Here is a 19,120-nt window from a genome sequence, read left to right on the forward strand (position 1 = left end):
TATGGAAGAAGAGCTAAAAGAAAGATATCAACATATTATAGGTTGGGGAATCGACGCAAATCCCCTTAACGAACCTACATATCCAATAAAAGACGAAGGTGTCGAAAAAGGAGAGGTTTCTTGGGAAAGGCCTGAAAAACAAAAAGTTGAAGTGGAGGTGTTATACTCTAACGAGCGGCCTGGTTTGCCCGCAGTCGTCGGAGAGACCTTTCCTCCGCAATTCATAAGTGGTAGACTTCGAAGATATGCGTTTAAGTATAGCGAGTCTCGTTATCGGCACTGGTTACCGCTTTTAATCGCTGATCGGATTAATGAACTAGAAGGGGTTGTCGGGGATATAACAAAAGGCAGACTCCCGACTGTACTTGCCAAAAGGGAATGGAAAGCGCGTTGGCAACACGAGAGAAAGAGTTTAGTACGAAATGTCTTAATCGGTGCATTGGCAGGCATGGTGATTTTTAAATTAGTCAAATACCGTCAACCATAGCGATGAATTTAAGAGATCGACAAAAAACATAGAAGGACAAGCGTGGGGCGGGTTATTAGCCGTTCTGTCTTCGTAATAATTTCATTAATTTATTTTGTATCATTTTGTCGTTGAGCTTTTGTTTGCTTTGGACAGTCCTTATCCATCTATCTAACATTGTACTTTCGTAGGCAGAAAGTATTTCAGGATGTATGTAATAATTCCGTGTAACGGTCCGCGTATTACCTAATTCATGCGCAACGTAATCAACGATATTTACGATATTTTTTTTCCGCTCTGCAGTGTTGTTGGGGAGAGATAATGTAGCCATATAGGACAACGCTAATAGACAGCCATTCCATGTTCGAAATGTTTTACAGCTAACTTCTGACAGCATCGCTTCTTTCAGATAAGCATTGATGGTGCCGGAGTCAAGCGGCCTTACATTTCCCTCTTCGTCGTAATACTGGAAAAGTACCTGTCCAGGGAGCTCTTTAACTTTAGCTAATGCCCGAACTAACGCTTTTTCACGTAGGTAGCATTGTTGCACTACGCCCTTCTTGCCGACGAATTTAAAGAATATTTTATTGCTGGACATCTGTTTAATATGTTTGTTTCGTAAAGTGGTCAGTCCATAGGACCCATAATTTTTTTCATAATATCTATTCCCGGCCCGGAAAGAAGTCTTATCAATAATCGCTATGGCCAGCGCACAAACTTTATCACGAGATAGTGTCTTTTTTCGTAAATCTTGGGATACTCTCTTTCTTAAAAGCGGAAGTTTAGTTCCGAACGTGAGAAGATCAGCAAATTTTTTCTCACTTCGTAAGGACGTCCATTTTGGATGATATTTATATTGCTTGCGATTGTTGAGGTCGAATCCTGTCGCCTGCAAATGACCATTTGGAGACGCACAAATCCACACTTCTCGCCAGGCGGGGGGTAGGACCAGTGAATGAATGCGAGATAAAGCCTGCTCATTTGTGATAGGAAGACCTTGTTTATCGAGATATATAAAAGAATCACCTGTAGCTTTTCGGCTATACCCTTTTTCTTGCGGAGAAGAATAACGAAGACCATGCTCTTCTAGGTCGAATAAAGCTTCCTTTTTTATGTCCATCTTACCCTATCAATGGTTTCGGATTGCATTAATGAGCGTTGACTTGTTCATCTTATGCCGACCTGTAATGCCAATTTTTTTGGCTTCCTTCAGCAGCTCCGCTTTTGTTCGGTCATCCAATGGATTTGCTCTTCCCCCTTTCTTACTGGCGTCCGGCGTATTAGATATACGAGCAGCTTTTTCTTTACTCATTCCTTGGTCCCTCAATGCATCATATTTTTTGTCGTCTTTAATAGACTTTCGGTCATTTTTTGCCATGATTATGATCTTTGGTGTCTTTGAAAACTTTTAGAATAAACCCTTACGAAGCTTAATAAGTTTTAGGGTTTAATACGGTTTAGCGTGGTTAAAATACTCGCTGAAAGCTGTCAAATTTTCTTTTTTTACGTATTAATACTTGTTATCATGCGTTTTCCAAACCTAAATGTCAAATCGTTTGTTTTTATCCAACAGCGGGAGATTAGTGGAGAGGATTAAACAAAAAAATAAAGTTATGGAAGATAACAGAGAACAAAATGAAATGGAAATGGATGAATCAATGCACGGTGTTCCACGCAAAGAAGTGCCAGAGGTAGCGAAGGACGAGCCAGATGATAAGCCAGCGGCTAGAACCATCCAGTGGACAATCGTTATTGCCGTTATTATTCTCGCCATTGTTTACTTTGTGTTTTTCTACTAAGGCTTCTACCAATCGGAAATGCCAGAAAGCAATCACGGTATCTCGAAGTAGACTTTGAAAGACGTCAGCTGAAACGGAGTGCGCATAAGTCGTTCGGTTAAAAAATCCTATTAAAAACAAAAAATATCATGAAAAAGCTTATTTTTTTTACACAACTATTTGCGGCTGCAGGTTTCCTATATGCTTGCGGTGGAAATCAGAGGGAACATATACAAGATACTCCAATAGAGCAAGATATGCCGGTAGGGGACGGCATCGTACCTATTGATTCGTTAGAAAGAGACAGTTTGGATACTGTAGAACGGATGATGCCAACTCCCCCCTTGGATTAAAAACGTTGGTGTCAGTAAGTATTAACATTCATTACTATCTAAAATATTACAACATGAATACGTACAAGAAAGGTAATCCAAAAGATATCTACCCCAGGCCTCCGTTTCCGACACAAAGCCAACAGCCTCCAGGGGTTACGTCGGCCATGCAACCGAGACCCGACCACGGCGAAGAAAGCTACATCGGATGTGATACCCTATTGGGAAAGGTCGCGGTGATAACAGGGGGAGATTCGGGTATCGGCAAGGCTGTTGCAATAGCCATGGCGCGTGAGGGTGCAGATGTAGTTATCTCTTATAAAGATGATATTGAGGATGAAGACGCATTCGATACACGTGATTGGGTAGAGCGGTCAGGACGTACAGCGCTACTTTTTAAAGGAAACATAAGGAACGAAATACTGTGTAAACAGATCGTCGATGAAACAGTAGCGAAGTTTGGTAAGATTGATATTTTAATCAATAATGCGGCTTATCAGATGACTTATGAAAGCGTAGAAGATATTTCTGAAGAGGAGTGGAATAAGACCTTTCAGGTCAATATGAGTGCCATGTTCTACTTCGTGAAATATGCAAAGAAGCACATGCCACCAGGCTCGTCTATTATTAACACAACGTCCGTTAATGCCTATAACCCCAATCCCAGTCTGTTGCCTTATGCCGCTACCAAAGGGGCTATTCAAAATTTTACGTCGAGCTTAGCGCAGCTGTTTTTACAGGACGGATCAGGGATACGGGTAAATGCCGTTGCTCCTGGACCGGTGTGGACGCCGCTTATTCCTAGTACGATCCCCGATCATGAAAATTTTGGAGAAGATACGCCTATGGGTAGGCCCGGACAACCTGCAGAAATAGCGCCCGTATATATATTCTTAGCGTCGGACGCGGCCTCCTATGTCTCGGGCGCCACTATTCCCGCAACTGGGGGGCGAGCAACGATTTAATAAAACGGGATAAATATTTTTAACTAAAAAGTAAGACATGAGCAATGCCATAAAATACATCGTAGCTTTAATAGTAGTAAGCTTGTCTTTTTCGTGTTCGAGCGGAGACAGAAATTCGTCTGATATAGATACCGATACAGTTTTCCCTGGACCGGTGAGCGAAATGGACCGATCCCGTTATAACCTCAATGAACCTGATGAGATGTTGCACGAAATGCAAGACTCGGCGGGCGCGGCAGCGGACACATCGGGTTTGCCATTGGACGTAAATAAGATGGACACGCTGGCTGACTAATTAATTTTGATTTCCGCGTCGCTATTTATCCTTTACGAAGGTATCTGGTTAAGATAACAATCGTCTGTCCCTCTATTTTACCTTCGATCTGTTCTGGATTGTCTGGTACTAAACGGATGTTTTTGACTACTGTACCCAACTTCGCTGAGAGAGATGATCCCTTTACATCCAACGTTTTAACAAGTACAACGGTGTCTCCCTCGTGGAGACGAGTGCCGTTGCTATCTATATGAAATTGTATAGTTCCTTCTTGTTCATGATCACCTGTTTTTCTCGCCCATTCTAGACTTTCATCATCGAGATATAGAATGTCAAGATTTTCGGCCGCCCAGCCCTCATGCCGAAGCCGGCTCAGCATTCGCCACGCTGCGACCTGCACCGCGGGATACGCTGACCACATCGTTTGGGAAAGTACTTTCCAGTGTTCAGAATTCATTTGTTCCCTTTTTTCGATCTGATCTAAACAAATGTTACATACGTAAACGGCATTGTCTGCAGTTTGCTGTACATCGGGAGGAACTGTATATATAGATAACGTTGCTGTGTTGTTACACAATTCACACCTATTGTCGCTTCTTTCTATCAATTGATGTTCTAAAGACATAATAACCGGACTGAACGGCGAAGATACGAAAAAGTGTGGATATACATTTCCTCGTAAATATTTCGTAATATTGAAATATAAACGGATAAAATTATGAAATGGCAAGGCGGCCGTAAAAGCGGTAATATCGAAGATAAAAGGGGCATGAGCGGTAGGCGAAAGTTGACTCTTGGCGGAATAGGAGGTATTGTCGTGTTGATTATTGGTTTTTTGATAGGGGGAGACCCCCAACAATTATTGAATCAGATACAGCAAGCCGCCCCGATACAACAAAGTGAATACCAATCGACGGAGGAGGAAAGCCGGTTGATGGATTTTGCAGATATTGTTTTAGGAAGTACGGAAGATGTTTGGAAAAATATTTTTGCAGCTAATGGATGGGACTATCCGGTCACAACGCTAACGGTATATAACGGTGCAGTAGAAACTGCTGGATGTGGAGTGGGACATTCGGCTTTTGGACCGTTTTATTGTCCAGGAGACCAAAAGATTTACCTTGATTTAAGCTTTAATGACGAATTGTCAAGCAAATACGGAGCAAAAGGGGAATTTGCTTTAGCTTATGTCATTGCCCATGAAGTAGGACATCATATACAAAATGTACTAGGGGTGTTGCAGCAAACCAATGCTATGCGTGCAAAGATGAGTGAGCGGGAATATAATAAGATATCCGTGATGACCGAACTACAGGCGGATTTTTACGCGGGTGTTTGGGCACATCACGTTAAACATTACTCCAGTATCGAATTGACTTACGACGATATTGTTGACGGTATGCGAGCGGCGGCAGCGGTAGGAGATGATCACTTACAGGAACGAGCACATAGAGATGTAAATCCCGAGTCGTTTACCCACGGCACCTCGGAACAACGCGTTCAATGGTTTAAAAAAGGTTACGATACCGGAGACATCAATGCGGGTAATACATTTGAGAGCACGAATCTTGAATAATGCTCTCGAAGACTGCGCCGCTTTTCTCACTAACGAGATTATTGGACCAATAAATTGCACCCCCGAATATCACTATTGTCGAAACGACCTAGAATTTCGAATCGTCCATCCACATGTTGCTTGCCTAGATCCTGTGTGGCAATAAAAGAGCAAGAATGATAATTGGCTAAATCAATAACGTTAATGGCGCCTGTTTTTCCTTCTTCGATAAGGCTTAATGGGTCATCGGTGTCGCGTAGCAATACTTTCATCCAAGGCGGTGTCTGAAAAATTCCTTCTCCAAATGAATAGCCTTGCGACAGCAGTTCTGTCATGCCGTATTCGGAATGTATATTTTGTACGCCAAAGCCGTAAGTTAATATTTGATGCAGCTCTTCTCGGATCATTTCCTTTCGTCTACCTTTCATACCGCCCGTTTCCATAATTTTAAGATCAGGAAAATCAACTTTGTATTGTTCGCAGAAATCCAAGAGTGCATATGTCACGCCAATCAAGAGAGTTTTTGTACGGCACTGTTTCAGTTCATCGAGGGTGTTGAATAAATCTTCATGATTATACAAAAAGTAGCCGGATAGCGGGTGCTGGCTTCGCGCTATTAAATCATCGACCATAAAGATTAATGATGAACCCGATCGTTCGAGATAGGATGGAAGGAGCGCGAGCACAGCCATATTTTCTACCTCGCCATAAAATCGTTGAAAGCAGGAACGAAAACTCCTTTGGTACCACGCTACTTTTGCTACATGGTGCTTGCTCGTAACCATACCAGTCGTGCCCGAACTAGTGAAAATGATCTCTGTTTGATGTCCCTCAGCAAGTATCCGTTGAGTTTTAAAAAAATCAATTGGTAAAAAAGGAATCTGTGTGTAGTGACTAATACATGTTTTCTCTTTACCTAGTAGGTCTATATATTTACCGTAAACGGAACAGTTAGCTTTTTGATAATGGTATACTTCTAGGCAAACCTCATTAAATGTCTCCTCACTATCAATTGAGAAAATATGTTCTTGCACGTTCATCATTATCAACAAAGATAGTGATGTGAAGGATGAAATCACAAACCAATCTCAATCTTGTTGAAGTTTTATAGATTTATCGATTGCCCATTCCGTGAGATATAAGGACACTTTTTTGGAAAATATATACTTTCTTGGTCAGGTAGTTCGCATATCTTTGTAATTTTGCATTAGCGATAAACCTTAGCAAAGCGTAAGTTATTTTGGATTTCGCTTGAATAGACATCAAAATAGAAAAGAGATACCGGCAATGAGCGTTTCTAATACTGACAATAAATTCTGTGCATTTCTACGCGGCGTAAATGTGAAGGGAACGAACATGAAAATGGCGGAAGTCTGTTCTGTCTTCGAAAGGGCAGGTATGAGAGATGTTTCGTCGGTGTTAGCCTCTGGAAACATCTTGTTTTCCTCAGAAAAAAAAGCGCAGGAATTAAAAAAGGTACTGGAAAAAGTGATGTCAGAACATTTCTCTTACGAAGCTTATCTATTTGTGAAAAGCCGACAGGAGATAGAGACTATTTGTTATGAAATTCCTTTTGAGAATGACTCACAATATCATATATACGGATTTGTTGGCGTGGATGGTGTGGCGAAAACGTTGATGTCGGAATTTTATAAATCAAAAAAGGTTGTAGGAGAAAAAGCGCAGCTTGTCGGTTGTCGTTTCTACTGGAAAGTGCCGAGAGGAAATACGCTCGATTCCGAATTCGGAAAGATACTAGGGAGAAAGAATCTAAAAAGTTTCTTTACCTCGCGTAACATCAATACTTTTGAAAAGGTGCTAAAGAGAATGTAAATTTCTAGTCTCGACGGAGAATAACATATTACGTACATTAGTATAATATCATTGTCTATTGAAGGGCAATAAAATCATTATTGATATTATGAATAAAGACTTGATACTTAGGGAGAAACTTGCGCTTGCGCGTACGGTTTTAGCAAATCAATCCACTTTGCTGGCGTTTATACGGACGGCTATGTATTTTTTGGTCGCAGGGATCAGCATCAATAATTTAACGACTATAACACAGGGATATCTTATTGAAATTGTGTTTATCACGATCTCCGTGATTTTGCTGGTGATTGGCGCTATTAATTTTCTGATACAAAAGCGGAATATAGCCAAGAGCGAAAGGCACATCGGAGATTATAAGTTGGAATATATGACCGACAAAAAATAAAAGATAAACGACGAGTTTCGACACTTCTATTCTGATCCTTTTTAAATTACAAAAGCCCAATCTTTCGATTGAGCTTTTATAATCCCGCTGGGATTTGTCCGTCACCCTATCCCGGAACGGAAAAGTCGAACCCCTCTAACCCTTCTGTTCTCATTCCAGCTTAAATGACAAAAGCCACTCTTTTGGAGTGGCTTTGTGATCCCGCTGGGATTCGAACCCAGGACCCATACATTAAAAGTGTATTGCTCTACCAGCTGAGCTACAGAATCATACTTCATTTTCGAAGAATCGCTTTCACCGTTTGAAGTGTTGCAAAGGTATAAAAAATGTTTACTCCTACCAAATGCCTGCCTGTTTATTTTGGATGAGAAGGTTTAACGGACTGTTTTTCAGTAAAAAAAATACACTAGTTTAAAAGCCCGCTTTTATCATTCTATCTACTCGGTTTATATCTTGACGTAATGCTACGTCTTTATAGCCTTTTTTTAATAAAAGCTCACATGTCTCATGGCTAAGATACTGGTTAATTTCAAAATAGAGATTACCTCCGGGAGACAGATGTTTTTTTCCAATCTCAGCAATAACATCGTAGAAGAGAAGAGGCGTCTGCTCTTCTACAAAGAGTGCGCTGTGCGGCTCGTAAAGCAAAACGTTGTTGTGCATGTTTTTTTGCTCGGCTGGCGTGATATATGGAGGATTACTAACAATAATATCATATTGCTGGTTTCTTAGCATAAAACTGTCCCATTCCAAAATATCGGCTTGGACGAAGTTAACTGAAAGATTTAGATTTGAGGCATTTGTACGGGCAACGGTTACAGCCTCACCATGCAGATCGATCGCATCAATCCGCGCTGGGGGTAGCTGCTTCTTTAGGGCTAGTGCGATGCAGCCAGATCCTGTTCCGACATCGAGTATAGACAACTGTTCACTATTTTGATGCTCCTTGACAATCCACTCGACCAGTTCTTCGGTTTCGGGACGGGGAATTAACGTATGTTCGTTTACTGAAAGGCTCAGTCCATAGAAATCTGCTACCCCAAGGACGTGTTGTATGGGACGTCCTGTTTGCAGCTCCTCCAGTATACTCATAAATCGGTGTAACACTGTTCCCGTAACTTCGTTTGTACTATTTGACATGTAATAAGCACTGCTTTTTTTCGTAATAAAAGAGTATGACATCAAAAACAGCTGTTTAACTTCCATTACAGGGTACAGTGGTAATAAAGCTTCTTCATAAGTGTTTGCTATATCCTTTAAAGTCTTCATCTCATTAACTTCAGACCACAAACTTACAAAAGCTGATTATACTTTCGATATTCTTTGGTAAATACTAAGTTTGCAATATGGTACAAGAAGAGAGATATATGCAACGTTGCCTGGATTTGGCGATGCTAGGTGCAGGTACGGCTAGCCCAAATCCAATGGTGGGTGCTGTCATTTTGCACGATGATCTTATTATTGGTGAAGGTTACACATCTCCATATGGCGGACCTCATGCTGAAGTGAACGCGGTGAAGGATGCCTATAGAAAGTTGGGTGAAGCCGAAGCAAAGGCTCTCTTTCGCGTATCCACGATGTATGTCAGTTTGGAACCCTGTTCGCATTTCGGGAAAACACCACCCTGCGCCGATATGCTGGTCGAGCTGCAATTCAAACGGCTGGTTATCGGTTGTCTTGACCCTTTCGCAAAAGTCAATGGTCAAGGGTTAAAGAAACTACAACAAGCAGGTATTGATACGACTACCGGTGTATTGGAAGATGCTTGTATATTTCTCAATCGAAGGTTCTTTACGCGGATTCAACAGCAACGCCCCTATGTTATACTGAAATGGGCACAGACAGAAGATGGTTTTTTCTCTCCTGAGGTCGGGGCAAAGCGATGGATAAGCAATAAAGCGAGCAAACAACTTGTACATAAATGGAGAGGTGAGGAGGATGCGATACTGGTAGGTACATCTACGGCTCTTATTGATAACCCGGCACTAACGACCCGGTTATGGAACGGAAAAAACCCGAAGCGTATATTAATCGATAAAGAATTAAAAGTTTCAGCGGACGCAGCAATATTTAATGAGGAGGCCGAAACGATCGTATTCAATGCACACCAAACGCACTGGCAAAAAAACAGGAAACTAATTGCTTTGGAGCATTTCGATCTCTATCTGCCACAGCAGATGCTGTATCAGCTCTATCTGATGGATGTACAGTCCTTGATTGTCGAAGGCGGAGCGATGACAATACAATCGTTCATTGACGCAGGACTATGGGATGAAGCACGTGTCTTTGTGTCCCAGAGTCGCTGGAATCAGGGCAAGCCTGCTCCCCTACTAAATATGATAATGAGTACCACGCAAAAAGTCGGAAGTGACGATTTGGGGTTTTATTTTAATGGGCAGATTGTTTAACGCACTTTTGGGGTATCTAGAAGGTCAATAACATAACCTAACACCTCCTGCTCCGTATGACCATCTTCCAACATCGAGAACGTGAGGTAAGCAGCGTATATTTCGGCACTGAATAGGATGTGTTTGTCCGAAACTATCTTGTCAATCACATCCTCATTAACATCCATTCCGATATGGTGAAGTTCATTGTGTAGATTGGTAGAAATGGTGCTATGTTCTTCTCCTGATGCAAAAGCAGCTATGATATGTAATATCAACTTATCCAAAATTTCTGGGCTTATTTGGGTTGCTTTTTCGCCGTAACTACTTAAGTCTATTCTTCTCTTAGCACTGGTGACAATTTTATCCCAAATTAGGTATTCTGTTTTAGTGTGCATAACCATTGGAGTTTATAATCTACCTTAAAGGTAACAAAAAGAAAAATCTCCCAAAAATAATACCTGTATTTTTTAGACATTTTAACCAATGTAGCCGCAACCCTGGCCGAATTTCTATAGGCAAATTAGGCTGTCCGCAAGATTTCGGCAAGCTCCTTATGTCCTTTTTCGAGGGCCAGATCAGAAGCTGTCATGCCCATTTCCGTTTTTACAGAAACATCAGACCCGTTCTCCAATAGAATGATGATCATATCAATGTTTCCCTGTTGCGCAGCAATATGTAAGGGGGTGATACGAGCGTGTTGAACTACGTTTACATTAGCGCCGGCCTCGATTAACATTTTACTGATTTGGTCGTATCCCCCCGTTAGTGCAGTATGTAGAGGATGCACATTGTATCCGTTTTGCGAGCATATATTAGGATCTGCGCCTTTTGCTAGGAGCGTACGAACAACCTTTTCTTGTCCAAAATGTGTCGCAATGCCTAACGGAGTAAATCCGTGCGTAGAAACCTCGTCAATAACTTCCGGTTTCTGACTCAGCATAGTTTCTATCTGCTCGACTAAACCAATCGCGCAAGATTCGTGAATCGTAATAGCGGTTAAATGGGTTAGAATTGTTTTGATAACTTGATCTTTATGGTAATAGCAGGCAAGTAATAAGGGAGATATATCATGGCTTGTTTGCTCTCTCAATAATTCCGGTTGTGCTCTCAATAATATCTCCAAGTCATGGTGGTTCCCGGTCTCTATGTATTCTTCTACCTTATATAAGCTCATCGTATATCTTTTGAAGTCTACGAATTAAATAAAATTTTGCGAAAAATGGATGAAATGTGAATAAGATTTGATGTGTTCAAAAAATAAGGTGTAGTTATACTTCGACATTTGCCAACAAACTCCCTAAAATACTGGTGGGTTCTTAATTTAAAATTTACTTTTGTATAAGCCCTCCCAAAGGGCATGTTTTTCATAGGTAGATGTAGGGTCGAACATTATCGTTCGGCCCTTACTTTTTAGCTCCTACCGCTTATACTTGTCGTGTAATCCTTTTCCTTCCTTGATGAGAGGCATTATTTTTTCTATACGTGCTGTCTTGGTTTGTTCTAGTTTGGCCGTGTCTATATATTCAATGTATTCTTTTTGTTTGCCGGGAGACAATTTGTCGAATGCACGTTGAAGGTAGGTATCCTTCGCTAATGTTTCTTTGAGTAGGCCGGAGGGCTGTCGCGGTATGCTCTTTTCCGGTTTTATTTCTTTTTTGTCGATTACGGTTTGAATGGCTTCTTGCAGATAAGTTTTTATTTTAATGGGATCGATTTCTTCTGCTGATTGAAACCGCCATTGTCTTAAAGCCTTTGTTTTGCCTTCCGACGCTGCGATGAGCACATTATCTTTGTCTTTCAGAAATACTCCGTTGTAAAACCATATTGCAAAATGGTTTTTAAATCCGCCATACGACGCAACGTTTCTGCCTCCGAAGGTATACACATCGCTGCCCCACTTAAATTCCCGATCAAGAGGTAACTCGTTTAAGACCCGTTGCACTTTTTCTATGGCATCGCCCCATTGCGCATGGTAGCGTTTCCAATCTGGCGTAGATTTATACTGCAACCGTTCCATATTGTATCGGACGAGTTTTTCGATGAGCGCATGCGGTATTTTTTGATCCAATGGGATTTGGATCGCCCCTTTGGACGTTTTATAGGGGGTCAGCTCTTCCTTAAAATGATCGATAGCTTCGGGACCAGGGTAAATGCCTAAATGTTTCTTGTACAGGGCAAAATGAATCAGGTTACCCTTATAGCGGAAGGTAGGCATCTGATAACAGATTGTTTCGGCGGCCTCCGGGACTGTGCGAACAATTGTCGTTCGTACTTCCTGTAATATTGCCTGTTTTTTGTCGTCAAATCGTGCAATGTATTGCTCCACGTTCGTTATTGCTGCCATACTCTTTCTATATGTTTACATTCCATTTCCTAATTCATTTTTTTTAACAGAAATATATTACCCGCGGGGTCTTCGATCCAGTGCATGGATGGGTCTATATCCTCCTCTTCGTCACGGATCGTAACATCATTGACACGCAGATAATTCGTGGCACTCTCTACGTCTTCAGTACACACCTCTAACCATATTCTCGAGTCTGTTAGTCCTTTTACACAGTCCAGTTGCAAAATGTTTTGTCCGAACGCCAACCGGTGCGTTGCCAATACGGTGGGGTGGGTAATGGGTAATTCCTGCACGTCAAATAAGAGAACATCTCTATAAAAAGCTACTGTTTCATCGTACTTCTCTGCGGGAATCTTCATCACAATCTTCACACCGCCTTTGAATCTAATTTCCATAATAAAACGGGGTTTTGGTCTCTTCAACTATTCAAAAATAAAGCACTGAGTGTTGAAGTTACTTGCCTTAAGGCAAGTTTTCAAACGGTGCTATTTACTCACTAGTTCTTTTCGGATACGGCTGAGGGAGGTATCGGTAATACCTAAAAAAGTAGCGATGTGTTTTAATGGTGCTTGCTGAAAGATGAGTGGTTTCTCGGCCAGGAGTTGTTTATAACGATCTATTGCTGATAGGCTGATGATATCTATAGCTCTTTTTTTGGTGATAAGTAACTGGTAGGCCATCCAGGCACGCCCCCATTCTGCCAGTGCGGGAATAGTCTCGAAAAGCCCTTGGAATTGTTCGATCTTTATTTTCCACAATACACAATCTGTTATACAGATAATATTCTCTTGAGTAGGGATATGATGGAATATAGAAGCAACTTCAATGACGACTTCGCCTGGGCAAAAGAAATTGGTACTGATATCATTACCTTCGTAATCATGGACGAAAGAGCGGGCAATACCTTCCTCTAATATATAGTAGCAATCGCTAATTTGCCCTTCACGCAATAGCAGGTCGCCTTTTTTAAAGGAGACTTTTTCATGCCGCTCTATAATCCGATCAATATCAGCATAGGACATAGTCGGATATTGGTAAACTAGACGAAGTTTATCTGAATACATAGCAGGTTTTTGTTTTAAAAATAGAGTTTTTTTAAAACAAAACGCATACCATTTAGAAATCAAACTTCACCCTGACCCGGATACCGTGTTTGGGTACGTCGGGTTGGTCAAGATAATTCAGCCGTTTGACGTAATCTACCCGAATAAATTTAAAGATGTTGGTTAAACCTATACTGGCTTCCACGTAGGGACGATTGTCGAATCCATATGTTATTGGCTCTCCATATTCATTCTCTTGAAACTGGAACACGTTGCTGGTATACGCTGGGTTGTTTTCGTTACGTAAATCGCCATAAATTGCCTTAATACTGAATACTTCACGCCATTTTAATTTTTTTATTAATGGTATTTTATTCAGTAAGAACCCATTCATATAATATTGGACGTTTGTCGAGATAGAACGGTCGCTCACAAATTCCAGGAAGTTCATGAGATTGTACGACCGTAGCTGATAAGCGTACGTTTGATTTGCCCTGTGGATATTCAAAAATGGGAAGGGGATATGATCGCCAAGAATATAATTTCCTTCGATATTGACATCGGCATACCCCAGTTGTGAAAAATAAAAGCGCTTATCCGCACCTAACGTGAAACTGTGGTAGTCGTATTCGCCGCCTAGCACATCTTTCAGACCGGCAACATAATTGAGGTAAAAGATCGGATATTTATTATATATAGGTGTGCGATACAGTTTGCCTTGATAGAATTCTTCATGTGGTGCGTAGCGCAAACTGACGGAAAGTTCGGTGGTGTTAAGTTCGTTGAACAAATTGTTATTTCCACCATCGTCCAACATCTGGTACGTTAATATGCCTGCTGGTTGTTGTCGCCATTTGGATAAACCGATGAGGTAAGAGAAATTGTTTTCGAACTCGCGCTTATATTCCATACGGTAGATGTCGTTATAGAGATAGCGCTCGTTCTCACCCCGTTTAAACGATAACAAAAAATTATCTTCTTGAACAAATTCTAGGTTTTGCCCCGGGATTTTCGTGTCGCGCATAACGGATGCCCGTAAGTAATGTTGCGGAAATGTATATACCGATTTGTTGTTGAGGGCATAAGTGCCGCTCAAGAAATATTTCCATTTTTCGTCCTTAAATCCATAGGCAGTATAAGCTTCAGCATAAAATCGCTTACTCAGTCTATCCGTAGTGCGTCCACCCAAGCGCAATCTAAAGCCTTCTACGGGATTAAAGCTATAAAACGTATTGACAGGACCAATCTCTATAGGACCTGCTTGTTTGTAACCCGACAGAACCAAAGCACTTATATCCATAAAGCGCTGAAAGGAGGGAATAAGCTGTAAGGTGTCGATATTACGATATATGTTTTGCTCATTGGGCTTCAGCGCAATTGGACGATGGGCTGCCCAATATGTCTCATTTAATGTGGTGTCATTTTTTTGAACAACTTTTACGACTGACGGGCCTGCATAGACACTATCGGGTTGGGCGATACCTGTTCGGAAATCATCGAAAGTTACGGTGCGGTTACCCCTGATACCTGTACCTTTATCTGTTAACGAGAAATCCAATCCTAAAGAACTTGCCTTTAGGTAATAACGATTGTTGCTGTCTCGTTCAAAGTCGAGTTTGACATCCAGATCGCGGACAAAGTTGAGGTTAATATCGTCGGCCACACTAAGAGCAGCCCGTTTAACCGCATATTTCCCATCTAGCGTAATGTATAATTTTCCCTGGAAGAGAAGATCGGCTTTATTCCGAGGAAAGAAACTTAGTTCTACCAAAAAAGGGGTTTCTGTTTTAACGGTATCGGTAATGTAAAATCTATAAAACGTCGGGGATGATCCAGCAATCGGACTTAAAAATTGATTTGTCACCAATTCGATATTGCTTTCGTAGATATCGATATCTTGATAGAGCTTATTGAAGTAAGCGCTCAAACCGTCACTGTCTACGAATTTAGGGTCGAACTGAGCGCGTTGTTCCGCCAAAATTAGCTGTTTGGTCGTATTTGGTTTTTTACGTTTATATACCTGCGATAACTTTTCTTCTATATAGGCAGGGAGCGAGTAACCTCTTGTGCTACTTCCTACGTCTACATCTTCTTTTTCAAACAGAAATTGATAATTTTTAAATATTTTTCTGTTTTTAAATTTTTCAGACAGGTTGCTCAGGCCTAAAGAAACTTTTTCATATTGACGATACTCGGCATATTCGTAGGAAGCAATTCGATTCTCATCTTTGTGTGCGATAACTTTTCGAACCAGTTCGACGGCTGGATTGTTCTTGTTCGAATATTTAGTCCGTTTCGGAGCTGTAATATTTACGGTTTCGATGGTGTGTTCTTCCGGAACCAAATAAACCGTTAATTCTTGATAGGTTTCTCTACCGATACTGACATCTTGGGATTCGTAGCCCACGAAAGAAATACGGATCTTGGAAAAATTTGGTTCGACTTTTAATATGAAATTTCCGCTATCGTCGGTAGATGCCGCTGTAGTGGATCCTACGGCCCCGACAGTAGCGTAACCGACAGGCCCTTTATTGGTCACATCCATTACTTTCCCTTTTACATGGAGGGTTTGTCCGAGCGATAACGCCGAAACAAAAACAAATGCCATAAGCATTCCTAGTTTTAATTTGTAGGCTAATAGTATATTGCTGATTGACGTTGTGCGATAACTTGACATGGCATATCTTTTTTAAGACTCTCAATTTGACTTTTGAACTAAACAAGTCAATTTTTGAAATAGTCGAACAAAAGTAGCAATACTTTAAGTGATTTTGAAGAGGGGAGGTGCACCGTTTGGTGAATGTGACGTTTTCTTGATAAAGTGTAAAAGGATGGGTTTGCCTTATCAAAAGGGATCTTCTACAGTGAAGGTTATTGGCTTGAGGGTCCCAGGGTGCACGAACTGTATATAGCCGGCGTGGAGGTGCAATCTGTCGGCTCGTTGCCCGTATAAATCGTCGCCGAGTATAGGGACATGGAGCCCTTGATGGTGTGCAGCGTGTACACGAAGTTGATGTGTACGTCCTGTCAGCGGAAAAAAGTGGATGCGCGTACGTCCATTTTCATGGACAAGAACATCGAACTTCGTTTGTGCCGGTTTACCATATTTGTAGCATACTACCTGTCGGGGACGATCGTCTAAATCAACCCGGAGAGGTAAATCGATAAGTCCGTTTTTTTGCGTTACGATACCGTCTAATATTGCGGTATATCTTTTTATGATGGTATGTTGTATGAACTGTCGCTGGATAAATTGATGTGCGTCCTTATGTTTGGCTATTATCAGAATACCGGAAGTAGACATGTCTAGCCGATGGATAATAACAGGGCCTGAAACCTCCGGATATCGCGCTAGTATTCTGGTATAGACGGAGTCGGAAATATGGATGCCGGGAACAGAAAGAAACTCCGAAGGTTTGTTAATGACGATAATATCACGATCTTCATGGATAATGTCAAAGGCGCGTCCAGCTGCAGGGTTTACAAGCATTGGATTTGGGGCGACTTTTAATCCCGTTAGCATATGCGATAATATAGGCTCACATTTACTTTTACAGGCGGGGTAGAAGTTTCGGTGTTTTCGAACTTCGGAAGAAGGGGATGCTCCCCACCAGAATTCTGCGATACAGATGGGCTGCAACTGATGCTGGTATGCATATTGAAGCAATTTTGGAGCGGCACACTCGCCGGCGCCCGCGGGAGGTATAGGTTGCTTGCTTTCGGCAAAGATGGTCAAGACGTTTTTCATTTCCCCTCGGGCATTCGAAAATTCATATTGCTCAAATAGTCGCTTTTGCAGCGCGGCAGATTTTAGTTTTCGATTGTTTTTTAAATGTTCTATTTCCCGTTGCTTATCCTGAATTGAGTTTTCGATAGAATCGAGTTGCCTCTTCCATTTGCTTTTGAGAACAGCGTGTTCATGCTGATCGCGGTAGCTTTGTTTGATAAGATCGGTTTCTTGTAACTGATAATCTGCTGCAGACATTACATCCTTGCTTTCGAATCTTATTTTTTTTCGCTTCGCTTTTTCAGCTTTCATATGGAGTCGATAAGCTTTTAACTGCTCGTTGGCTTGTTGTCGCGTTTCTTCTAGCTGCTGAAGGAGTCTCGACAGATCGGGAGAATCTTGCAGATTCTCAATTTGCTGGTTTAAGGCATTGATTTGTGCTTCCTCTTGTAAGAAAAAACTCTCTTTAGCGAGCATATCAAAAATGGGCGGTACAAAATAGGCGTGCTGATTCGTGCCCGCAAGTTTTCCCGAGAAGGCAGCCAGATAGCCGAGTTGGCCGTCTTTCCTCTCCACGACCAGAACACCGAACATCTTGCCGATGGCAGAACCTTCCATTTCCTGTAAACCAAAGTTGTGAAGGAAGTCTTGTTGCTTTTCAAGATAGTCCTGCAATTCCGCAGCAGCTCTTTTACTCAGTTCATCGGGTTCATAGCAAAAAGGGAAAGTAAAGGCTTTGGGTTCGGGCAATGTTGTAATGTCCGTGTGAAAATGATGAAAAAAGGTAGGGTTGCTGGAAACCATGCGGATGAAAAACTTTGTGCAGCAAAAATAGAAAGTTTATCCAGTTTTATGACAATATTATGGACGGATATTTTCATTCTGTAACAACAAAAAGCCGTAAATTGTGTTAATTTCAATAATATATAATTTTTACTTAAATTTTTAAATATGAAAACGGATATGGAAGAAACAGACGCAATCGTGCTTGAAAAAGCTTCAGCGAGCTCGTCCAGCATCGGTATTAAAGAAAAAGACTCACATGCTGTTGCGGCCATTTTGAATAAGTTACTGGCCGACGAACATGTGCTGTATGTCAAAATCCGGAATGCGCATTGGAATGTGGAAGGACCTGATTTTCATTCCCAGCATCTGTTTTTTGAAAGCTTATATGGAGAGTTGGCGGAAACGATTGATGAAATTGCAGAACGTATTCGTTCGATTGGGCATTATGCTGTGGGTACCATGAAAGAATTTTTGGAACTGACCCAATTGACAGAGAGACGTTATAAGAAAAACGATAGCCAAGGGCTTATAAAAGAACTATTATCGGATTATGAAGCCATTATCGTATCCATTCGTGAGCAGATAGACAAGGTTGGTGAAAAGCATAACGACGCCGGTACTGAAGACTTTTTGGTTGGCATTATGGAAGCACACGAAAAAACTGCATGGATGCTACGTGCGCACCTGCGTTAGTGTACGCTACGGTCGTTAATAGAGACGCAAAGATTTACTATGAAAGGTAGATACTGCGTCTCTATTTTTGTTATATTTACCGTGAAATAATCCTTTTTATATGAAGAAATTTTTTCTAACTGTCCAGAAAGGAACAACATCTAGCAATTTTGCGGCGTTTGTCCTGCGGGTAGGTTTTGGTGTTTTGATGATTCCCTACCATGGCTATGCCAAGCTGGTTGAGTTTAATGAACGTAAGGATGGATTCGTTGATATATTGGGTTTAGGCGGCACGGTGTCATTGGGTTTAGCTGTATTCGCTGAATTTTTCTGTTCGGTACTTTTGATTCTCGGTTTGTTCACCCGCGTAGCCACAATCCCTTTGCTAGCGACTATGTTGGTCGCTTTGTCTATACATAATTGGGAATTATTTGGACAGTATGAATTAGCCACTGCTTTTTTTATCGGTTATCTATCGATTTTAGCATTGGGTCCCGGTAAATTTAGTTTGGACTATTTGATTTTTAGACGCGGAAGATAGCAAGGAACTCTGTACTCCTTGCTATT

At 41.4% G+C, this 19,120-nt stretch carries 23 protein-coding genes and 1 tRNA gene; 11 read left to right on the top strand and 13 right to left on the bottom strand.

The features are described 5' to 3' along the window. Position 1 precedes the first annotated feature (1 nt). On the top strand, positions 2 to 487 hold the full coding sequence (locus C5745_RS05530; RefSeq protein ID WP_105715978.1) for a hypothetical protein: 486 nt from the start codon (positions 2 to 4) through the stop codon (positions 485 to 487). 55 nt (positions 488 to 542) lie between these two features. Here the strand turns inward: C5745_RS05530 and C5745_RS05535 are convergent, their stop codons facing one another. Both C5745_RS05535 and C5745_RS05540 read right to left on the bottom strand, forming a co-directional pair. Then, complete coding sequence (locus C5745_RS05535; protein WP_105715979.1) at positions 543 to 1,586, bottom strand: DNA topoisomerase IB; 1,044 nt, start codon at positions 1,584 to 1,586, stop codon at positions 543 to 545. Positions 1,587 to 1,595: 9 nt separating this feature from the next. Next, a complete protein-coding gene (locus C5745_RS05540; RefSeq protein ID WP_105715980.1) occupies positions 1,596 to 1,844 on the bottom strand; it encodes a DUF7218 family protein in 249 nt (82 codons plus the stop codon). A gap of 235 nt (positions 1,845 to 2,079) precedes the next feature. Here C5745_RS05540 and C5745_RS05545 point away from each other — a divergent pair, with 235 nt between their 5' ends. The 4 genes from C5745_RS05545 (at position 2,080) to C5745_RS05560 (ending at position 3,836) form a co-directional block, all read left to right on the top strand. Beyond that, complete coding sequence (locus C5745_RS05545) at positions 2,080 to 2,265, top strand: hypothetical protein (protein WP_133166295.1); 186 nt, start codon at positions 2,080 to 2,082, stop codon at positions 2,263 to 2,265. A gap of 128 nt (positions 2,266 to 2,393) precedes the next feature. Next, positions 2,394 to 2,597 carry a hypothetical protein gene (locus C5745_RS05550; protein ID WP_105715982.1) on the top strand — a complete coding sequence of 68 codons (204 nt, stop codon included), beginning with the start codon at positions 2,394 to 2,396 and terminating at the stop codon, positions 2,595 to 2,597. A 53-nt stretch (positions 2,598 to 2,650) separates the two neighbouring features. After that, positions 2,651 to 3,541, top strand: coding sequence for an SDR family oxidoreductase (locus tag C5745_RS05555; RefSeq protein ID WP_105715983.1), 891 nt, complete (start codon positions 2,651 to 2,653; stop codon positions 3,539 to 3,541). A 37-nt stretch (positions 3,542 to 3,578) separates the two neighbouring features. Then, the gene (locus C5745_RS05560) at positions 3,579 to 3,836 is read left to right on the top strand and encodes a hypothetical protein (protein WP_105715984.1); all 258 of its coding nucleotides are present in this window, start codon (positions 3,579 to 3,581) and stop codon (positions 3,834 to 3,836) included. A 25-nt stretch (positions 3,837 to 3,861) separates the two neighbouring features. On the opposite strand, the gene C5745_RS05565 is transcribed toward C5745_RS05560, so the two are convergent. Beyond that, positions 3,862 to 4,272 (bottom strand): alkylphosphonate utilization protein, encoded by a 411-nt coding sequence (locus tag C5745_RS05565; RefSeq protein WP_243403255.1) that lies wholly within the window; start codon positions 4,270 to 4,272, stop codon positions 3,862 to 3,864. A 261-nt stretch (positions 4,273 to 4,533) separates the two neighbouring features. Here C5745_RS05565 and ypfJ point away from each other — a divergent pair, with 261 nt between their 5' ends. Further along, complete coding sequence (gene ypfJ / locus C5745_RS05570; RefSeq protein WP_105715986.1) at positions 4,534 to 5,391, top strand: KPN_02809 family neutral zinc metallopeptidase; 858 nt, start codon at positions 4,534 to 4,536, stop codon at positions 5,389 to 5,391. A gap of 38 nt (positions 5,392 to 5,429) precedes the next feature. Here the strand turns inward: ypfJ and C5745_RS05575 are convergent, their stop codons facing one another. Beyond that, entirely contained in the window at positions 5,430 to 6,413 is a 984-nt protein-coding gene (locus C5745_RS05575) for a long-chain-fatty-acid--protein ligase (protein WP_207795720.1), read from the bottom strand. A gap of 244 nt (positions 6,414 to 6,657) precedes the next feature. Between C5745_RS05575 and C5745_RS05580 the strand changes: the two genes are divergently transcribed. Both C5745_RS05580 and C5745_RS05585 read left to right on the top strand, forming a co-directional pair. Next, complete coding sequence (locus tag C5745_RS05580) at positions 6,658 to 7,203, top strand: DUF1697 domain-containing protein (RefSeq protein ID WP_105716041.1); 546 nt, start codon at positions 6,658 to 6,660, stop codon at positions 7,201 to 7,203. 88 nt (positions 7,204 to 7,291) lie between these two features. Beyond that, complete coding sequence (locus C5745_RS05585) at positions 7,292 to 7,588, top strand: DUF202 domain-containing protein (protein WP_105715987.1); 297 nt, start codon at positions 7,292 to 7,294, stop codon at positions 7,586 to 7,588. A 196-nt stretch (positions 7,589 to 7,784) separates the two neighbouring features. Here the strand turns inward: C5745_RS05585 and C5745_RS05590 are convergent. Together C5745_RS05590 and prmC are read right to left on the bottom strand one after the other, a co-directional pair. Then, positions 7,785 to 7,857: transfer RNA gene (locus tag C5745_RS05590), tRNA-Lys, on the bottom strand. Between the two features lie 142 nt (positions 7,858 to 7,999). Then, positions 8,000 to 8,857 carry a peptide chain release factor N(5)-glutamine methyltransferase gene (prmC, locus tag C5745_RS05595; protein ID WP_105715988.1) on the bottom strand — a complete coding sequence of 286 codons (858 nt, stop codon included), beginning with the start codon at positions 8,855 to 8,857 and terminating at the stop codon, positions 8,000 to 8,002. A gap of 77 nt (positions 8,858 to 8,934) precedes the next feature. On the opposite strand from prmC, the gene ribD reads away from it, so the two are divergent. Further along, positions 8,935 to 9,996, top strand: a complete 1,062-nt coding sequence (gene ribD / locus C5745_RS05600) for a bifunctional diaminohydroxyphosphoribosylaminopyrimidine deaminase/5-amino-6-(5-phosphoribosylamino)uracil reductase RibD (RefSeq protein WP_105715989.1) — start codon at positions 8,935 to 8,937, stop codon at positions 9,994 to 9,996. Here ribD and C5745_RS05605 read toward each other — a convergent pair. From C5745_RS05605 to C5745_RS05640, 7 genes are all read right to left on the bottom strand, one after another. Further along, a complete protein-coding gene (locus C5745_RS05605) occupies positions 9,993 to 10,373 on the bottom strand; it encodes a hypothetical protein (RefSeq protein WP_133166296.1) in 381 nt (126 codons plus the stop codon). The two genes, ribD and C5745_RS05605, sit on opposite strands and share 4 nt — an antisense overlap. 125 nt (positions 10,374 to 10,498) lie before the next feature. Then, a complete protein-coding gene (locus C5745_RS05610) occupies positions 10,499 to 11,152 on the bottom strand; it encodes an ankyrin repeat domain-containing protein (RefSeq protein ID WP_105715991.1) in 654 nt (217 codons plus the stop codon). A 243-nt stretch (positions 11,153 to 11,395) separates the two neighbouring features. Continuing rightward, positions 11,396 to 12,322 (bottom strand): DUF1801 domain-containing protein, encoded by a 927-nt coding sequence (locus tag C5745_RS20415; RefSeq protein WP_207795721.1) that lies wholly within the window; start codon positions 12,320 to 12,322, stop codon positions 11,396 to 11,398. Between the two features lie 29 nt (positions 12,323 to 12,351). Beyond that, a complete protein-coding gene (locus tag C5745_RS05625; RefSeq protein ID WP_105715992.1) occupies positions 12,352 to 12,720 on the bottom strand; it encodes a VOC family protein in 369 nt (122 codons plus the stop codon). 90 nt (positions 12,721 to 12,810) lie between these two features. Next, positions 12,811 to 13,389: a Crp/Fnr family transcriptional regulator gene (locus C5745_RS05630; protein WP_105715993.1), complete on the bottom strand. Its 579-nt coding sequence runs from the start codon at positions 13,387 to 13,389 to the stop codon at positions 12,811 to 12,813. A gap of 52 nt (positions 13,390 to 13,441) precedes the next feature. Then, positions 13,442 to 15,976: a DUF5686 family protein gene (locus C5745_RS05635; RefSeq protein ID WP_243403257.1), complete on the bottom strand. Its 2,535-nt coding sequence runs from the start codon at positions 15,974 to 15,976 to the stop codon at positions 13,442 to 13,444. Between the two features lie 237 nt (positions 15,977 to 16,213). Next, positions 16,214 to 17,899, bottom strand: a complete 1,686-nt coding sequence (locus C5745_RS05640) for an RluA family pseudouridine synthase (RefSeq protein ID WP_105715995.1) — start codon at positions 17,897 to 17,899, stop codon at positions 16,214 to 16,216. Positions 17,900 to 18,046: 147 nt separating this feature from the next. On the opposite strand from C5745_RS05640, the gene C5745_RS05645 reads away from it, so the two are divergent. Then, complete coding sequence (locus C5745_RS05645; protein WP_243403258.1) at positions 18,047 to 18,574, top strand: Dps family protein; 528 nt, start codon at positions 18,047 to 18,049, stop codon at positions 18,572 to 18,574. Positions 18,575 to 18,674: 100 nt separating this feature from the next. Further along, positions 18,675 to 19,094, top strand: coding sequence for a DoxX family protein (locus tag C5745_RS05650; protein ID WP_105715996.1), 420 nt, complete (start codon positions 18,675 to 18,677; stop codon positions 19,092 to 19,094). Positions 19,095 to 19,120: the final 26 nt, after the last annotated feature.

Source organism: Sphingobacterium haloxyli (genome assembly GCF_002980525.1).
GTDB classification, from domain to species: domain Bacteria; phylum Bacteroidota; class Bacteroidia; order Sphingobacteriales; family Sphingobacteriaceae; genus Sphingobacterium; species Sphingobacterium haloxyli.

What these genes read in the sequence shown, in the direction of transcription:
- C5745_RS05530 (WP_105715978.1), top strand. Translation starts at nt 2, where the DNA reads ATGGAAGAAGAGCTAAAAGAAAGATATCAACATATTATAGGTTGGGGA.
- C5745_RS05535 (WP_105715979.1), bottom strand. Translation starts at nt 1,586, where the DNA reads ATGGACATAAAAAAGGAAGCTTTATTCGACCTAGAAGAGCATGGTCTT.
- C5745_RS05540 (WP_105715980.1), bottom strand. Translation starts at nt 1,844, where the DNA reads ATGGCAAAAAATGACCGAAAGTCTATTAAAGACGACAAAAAATATGAT.
- C5745_RS05545 (WP_133166295.1), top strand. Translation starts at nt 2,080, where the DNA reads ATGGAAGATAACAGAGAACAAAATGAAATGGAAATGGATGAATCAATG.
- C5745_RS05550 (WP_105715982.1), top strand. Translation starts at nt 2,394, where the DNA reads ATGAAAAAGCTTATTTTTTTTACACAACTATTTGCGGCTGCAGGTTTC.
- C5745_RS05555 (WP_105715983.1), top strand. Translation starts at nt 2,651, where the DNA reads ATGAATACGTACAAGAAAGGTAATCCAAAAGATATCTACCCCAGGCCT.
- C5745_RS05560 (WP_105715984.1), top strand. Translation starts at nt 3,579, where the DNA reads ATGAGCAATGCCATAAAATACATCGTAGCTTTAATAGTAGTAAGCTTG.
- C5745_RS05565 (WP_243403255.1), bottom strand. Translation starts at nt 4,272, where the DNA reads ATGAATTCTGAACACTGGAAAGTACTTTCCCAAACGATGTGGTCAGCG.
- ypfJ (WP_105715986.1), top strand. Translation starts at nt 4,534, where the DNA reads ATGAAATGGCAAGGCGGCCGTAAAAGCGGTAATATCGAAGATAAAAGG.
- C5745_RS05575 (WP_207795720.1), bottom strand. Translation starts at nt 6,413, where the DNA reads ATGATGAACGTGCAAGAACATATTTTCTCAATTGATAGTGAGGAGACA.
- C5745_RS05580 (WP_105716041.1), top strand. Translation starts at nt 6,658, where the DNA reads ATGAGCGTTTCTAATACTGACAATAAATTCTGTGCATTTCTACGCGGC.
- C5745_RS05585 (WP_105715987.1), top strand. Translation starts at nt 7,292, where the DNA reads ATGAATAAAGACTTGATACTTAGGGAGAAACTTGCGCTTGCGCGTACG.
- prmC (WP_105715988.1), bottom strand. Translation starts at nt 8,857, where the DNA reads ATGAAGACTTTAAAGGATATAGCAAACACTTATGAAGAAGCTTTATTA.
- ribD (WP_105715989.1), top strand. Translation starts at nt 8,935, where the DNA reads ATGGTACAAGAAGAGAGATATATGCAACGTTGCCTGGATTTGGCGATG.
- C5745_RS05605 (WP_133166296.1), bottom strand. Translation starts at nt 10,373, where the DNA reads ATGCACACTAAAACAGAATACCTAATTTGGGATAAAATTGTCACCAGT.
- C5745_RS05610 (WP_105715991.1), bottom strand. Translation starts at nt 11,152, where the DNA reads ATGAGCTTATATAAGGTAGAAGAATACATAGAGACCGGGAACCACCAT.
- C5745_RS20415 (WP_207795721.1), bottom strand. Translation starts at nt 12,322, where the DNA reads ATGGCAGCAATAACGAACGTGGAGCAATACATTGCACGATTTGACGAC.
- C5745_RS05625 (WP_105715992.1), bottom strand. Translation starts at nt 12,720, where the DNA reads ATGGAAATTAGATTCAAAGGCGGTGTGAAGATTGTGATGAAGATTCCC.
- C5745_RS05630 (WP_105715993.1), bottom strand. Translation starts at nt 13,389, where the DNA reads ATGTATTCAGATAAACTTCGTCTAGTTTACCAATATCCGACTATGTCC.
- C5745_RS05635 (WP_243403257.1), bottom strand. Translation starts at nt 15,976, where the DNA reads ATGGCATTTGTTTTTGTTTCGGCGTTATCGCTCGGACAAACCCTCCAT.
- C5745_RS05640 (WP_105715995.1), bottom strand. Translation starts at nt 17,899, where the DNA reads ATGGTTTCCAGCAACCCTACCTTTTTTCATCATTTTCACACGGACATT.
- C5745_RS05645 (WP_243403258.1), top strand. Translation starts at nt 18,047, where the DNA reads ATGAAAACGGATATGGAAGAAACAGACGCAATCGTGCTTGAAAAAGCT.
- C5745_RS05650 (WP_105715996.1), top strand. Translation starts at nt 18,675, where the DNA reads ATGAAGAAATTTTTTCTAACTGTCCAGAAAGGAACAACATCTAGCAAT.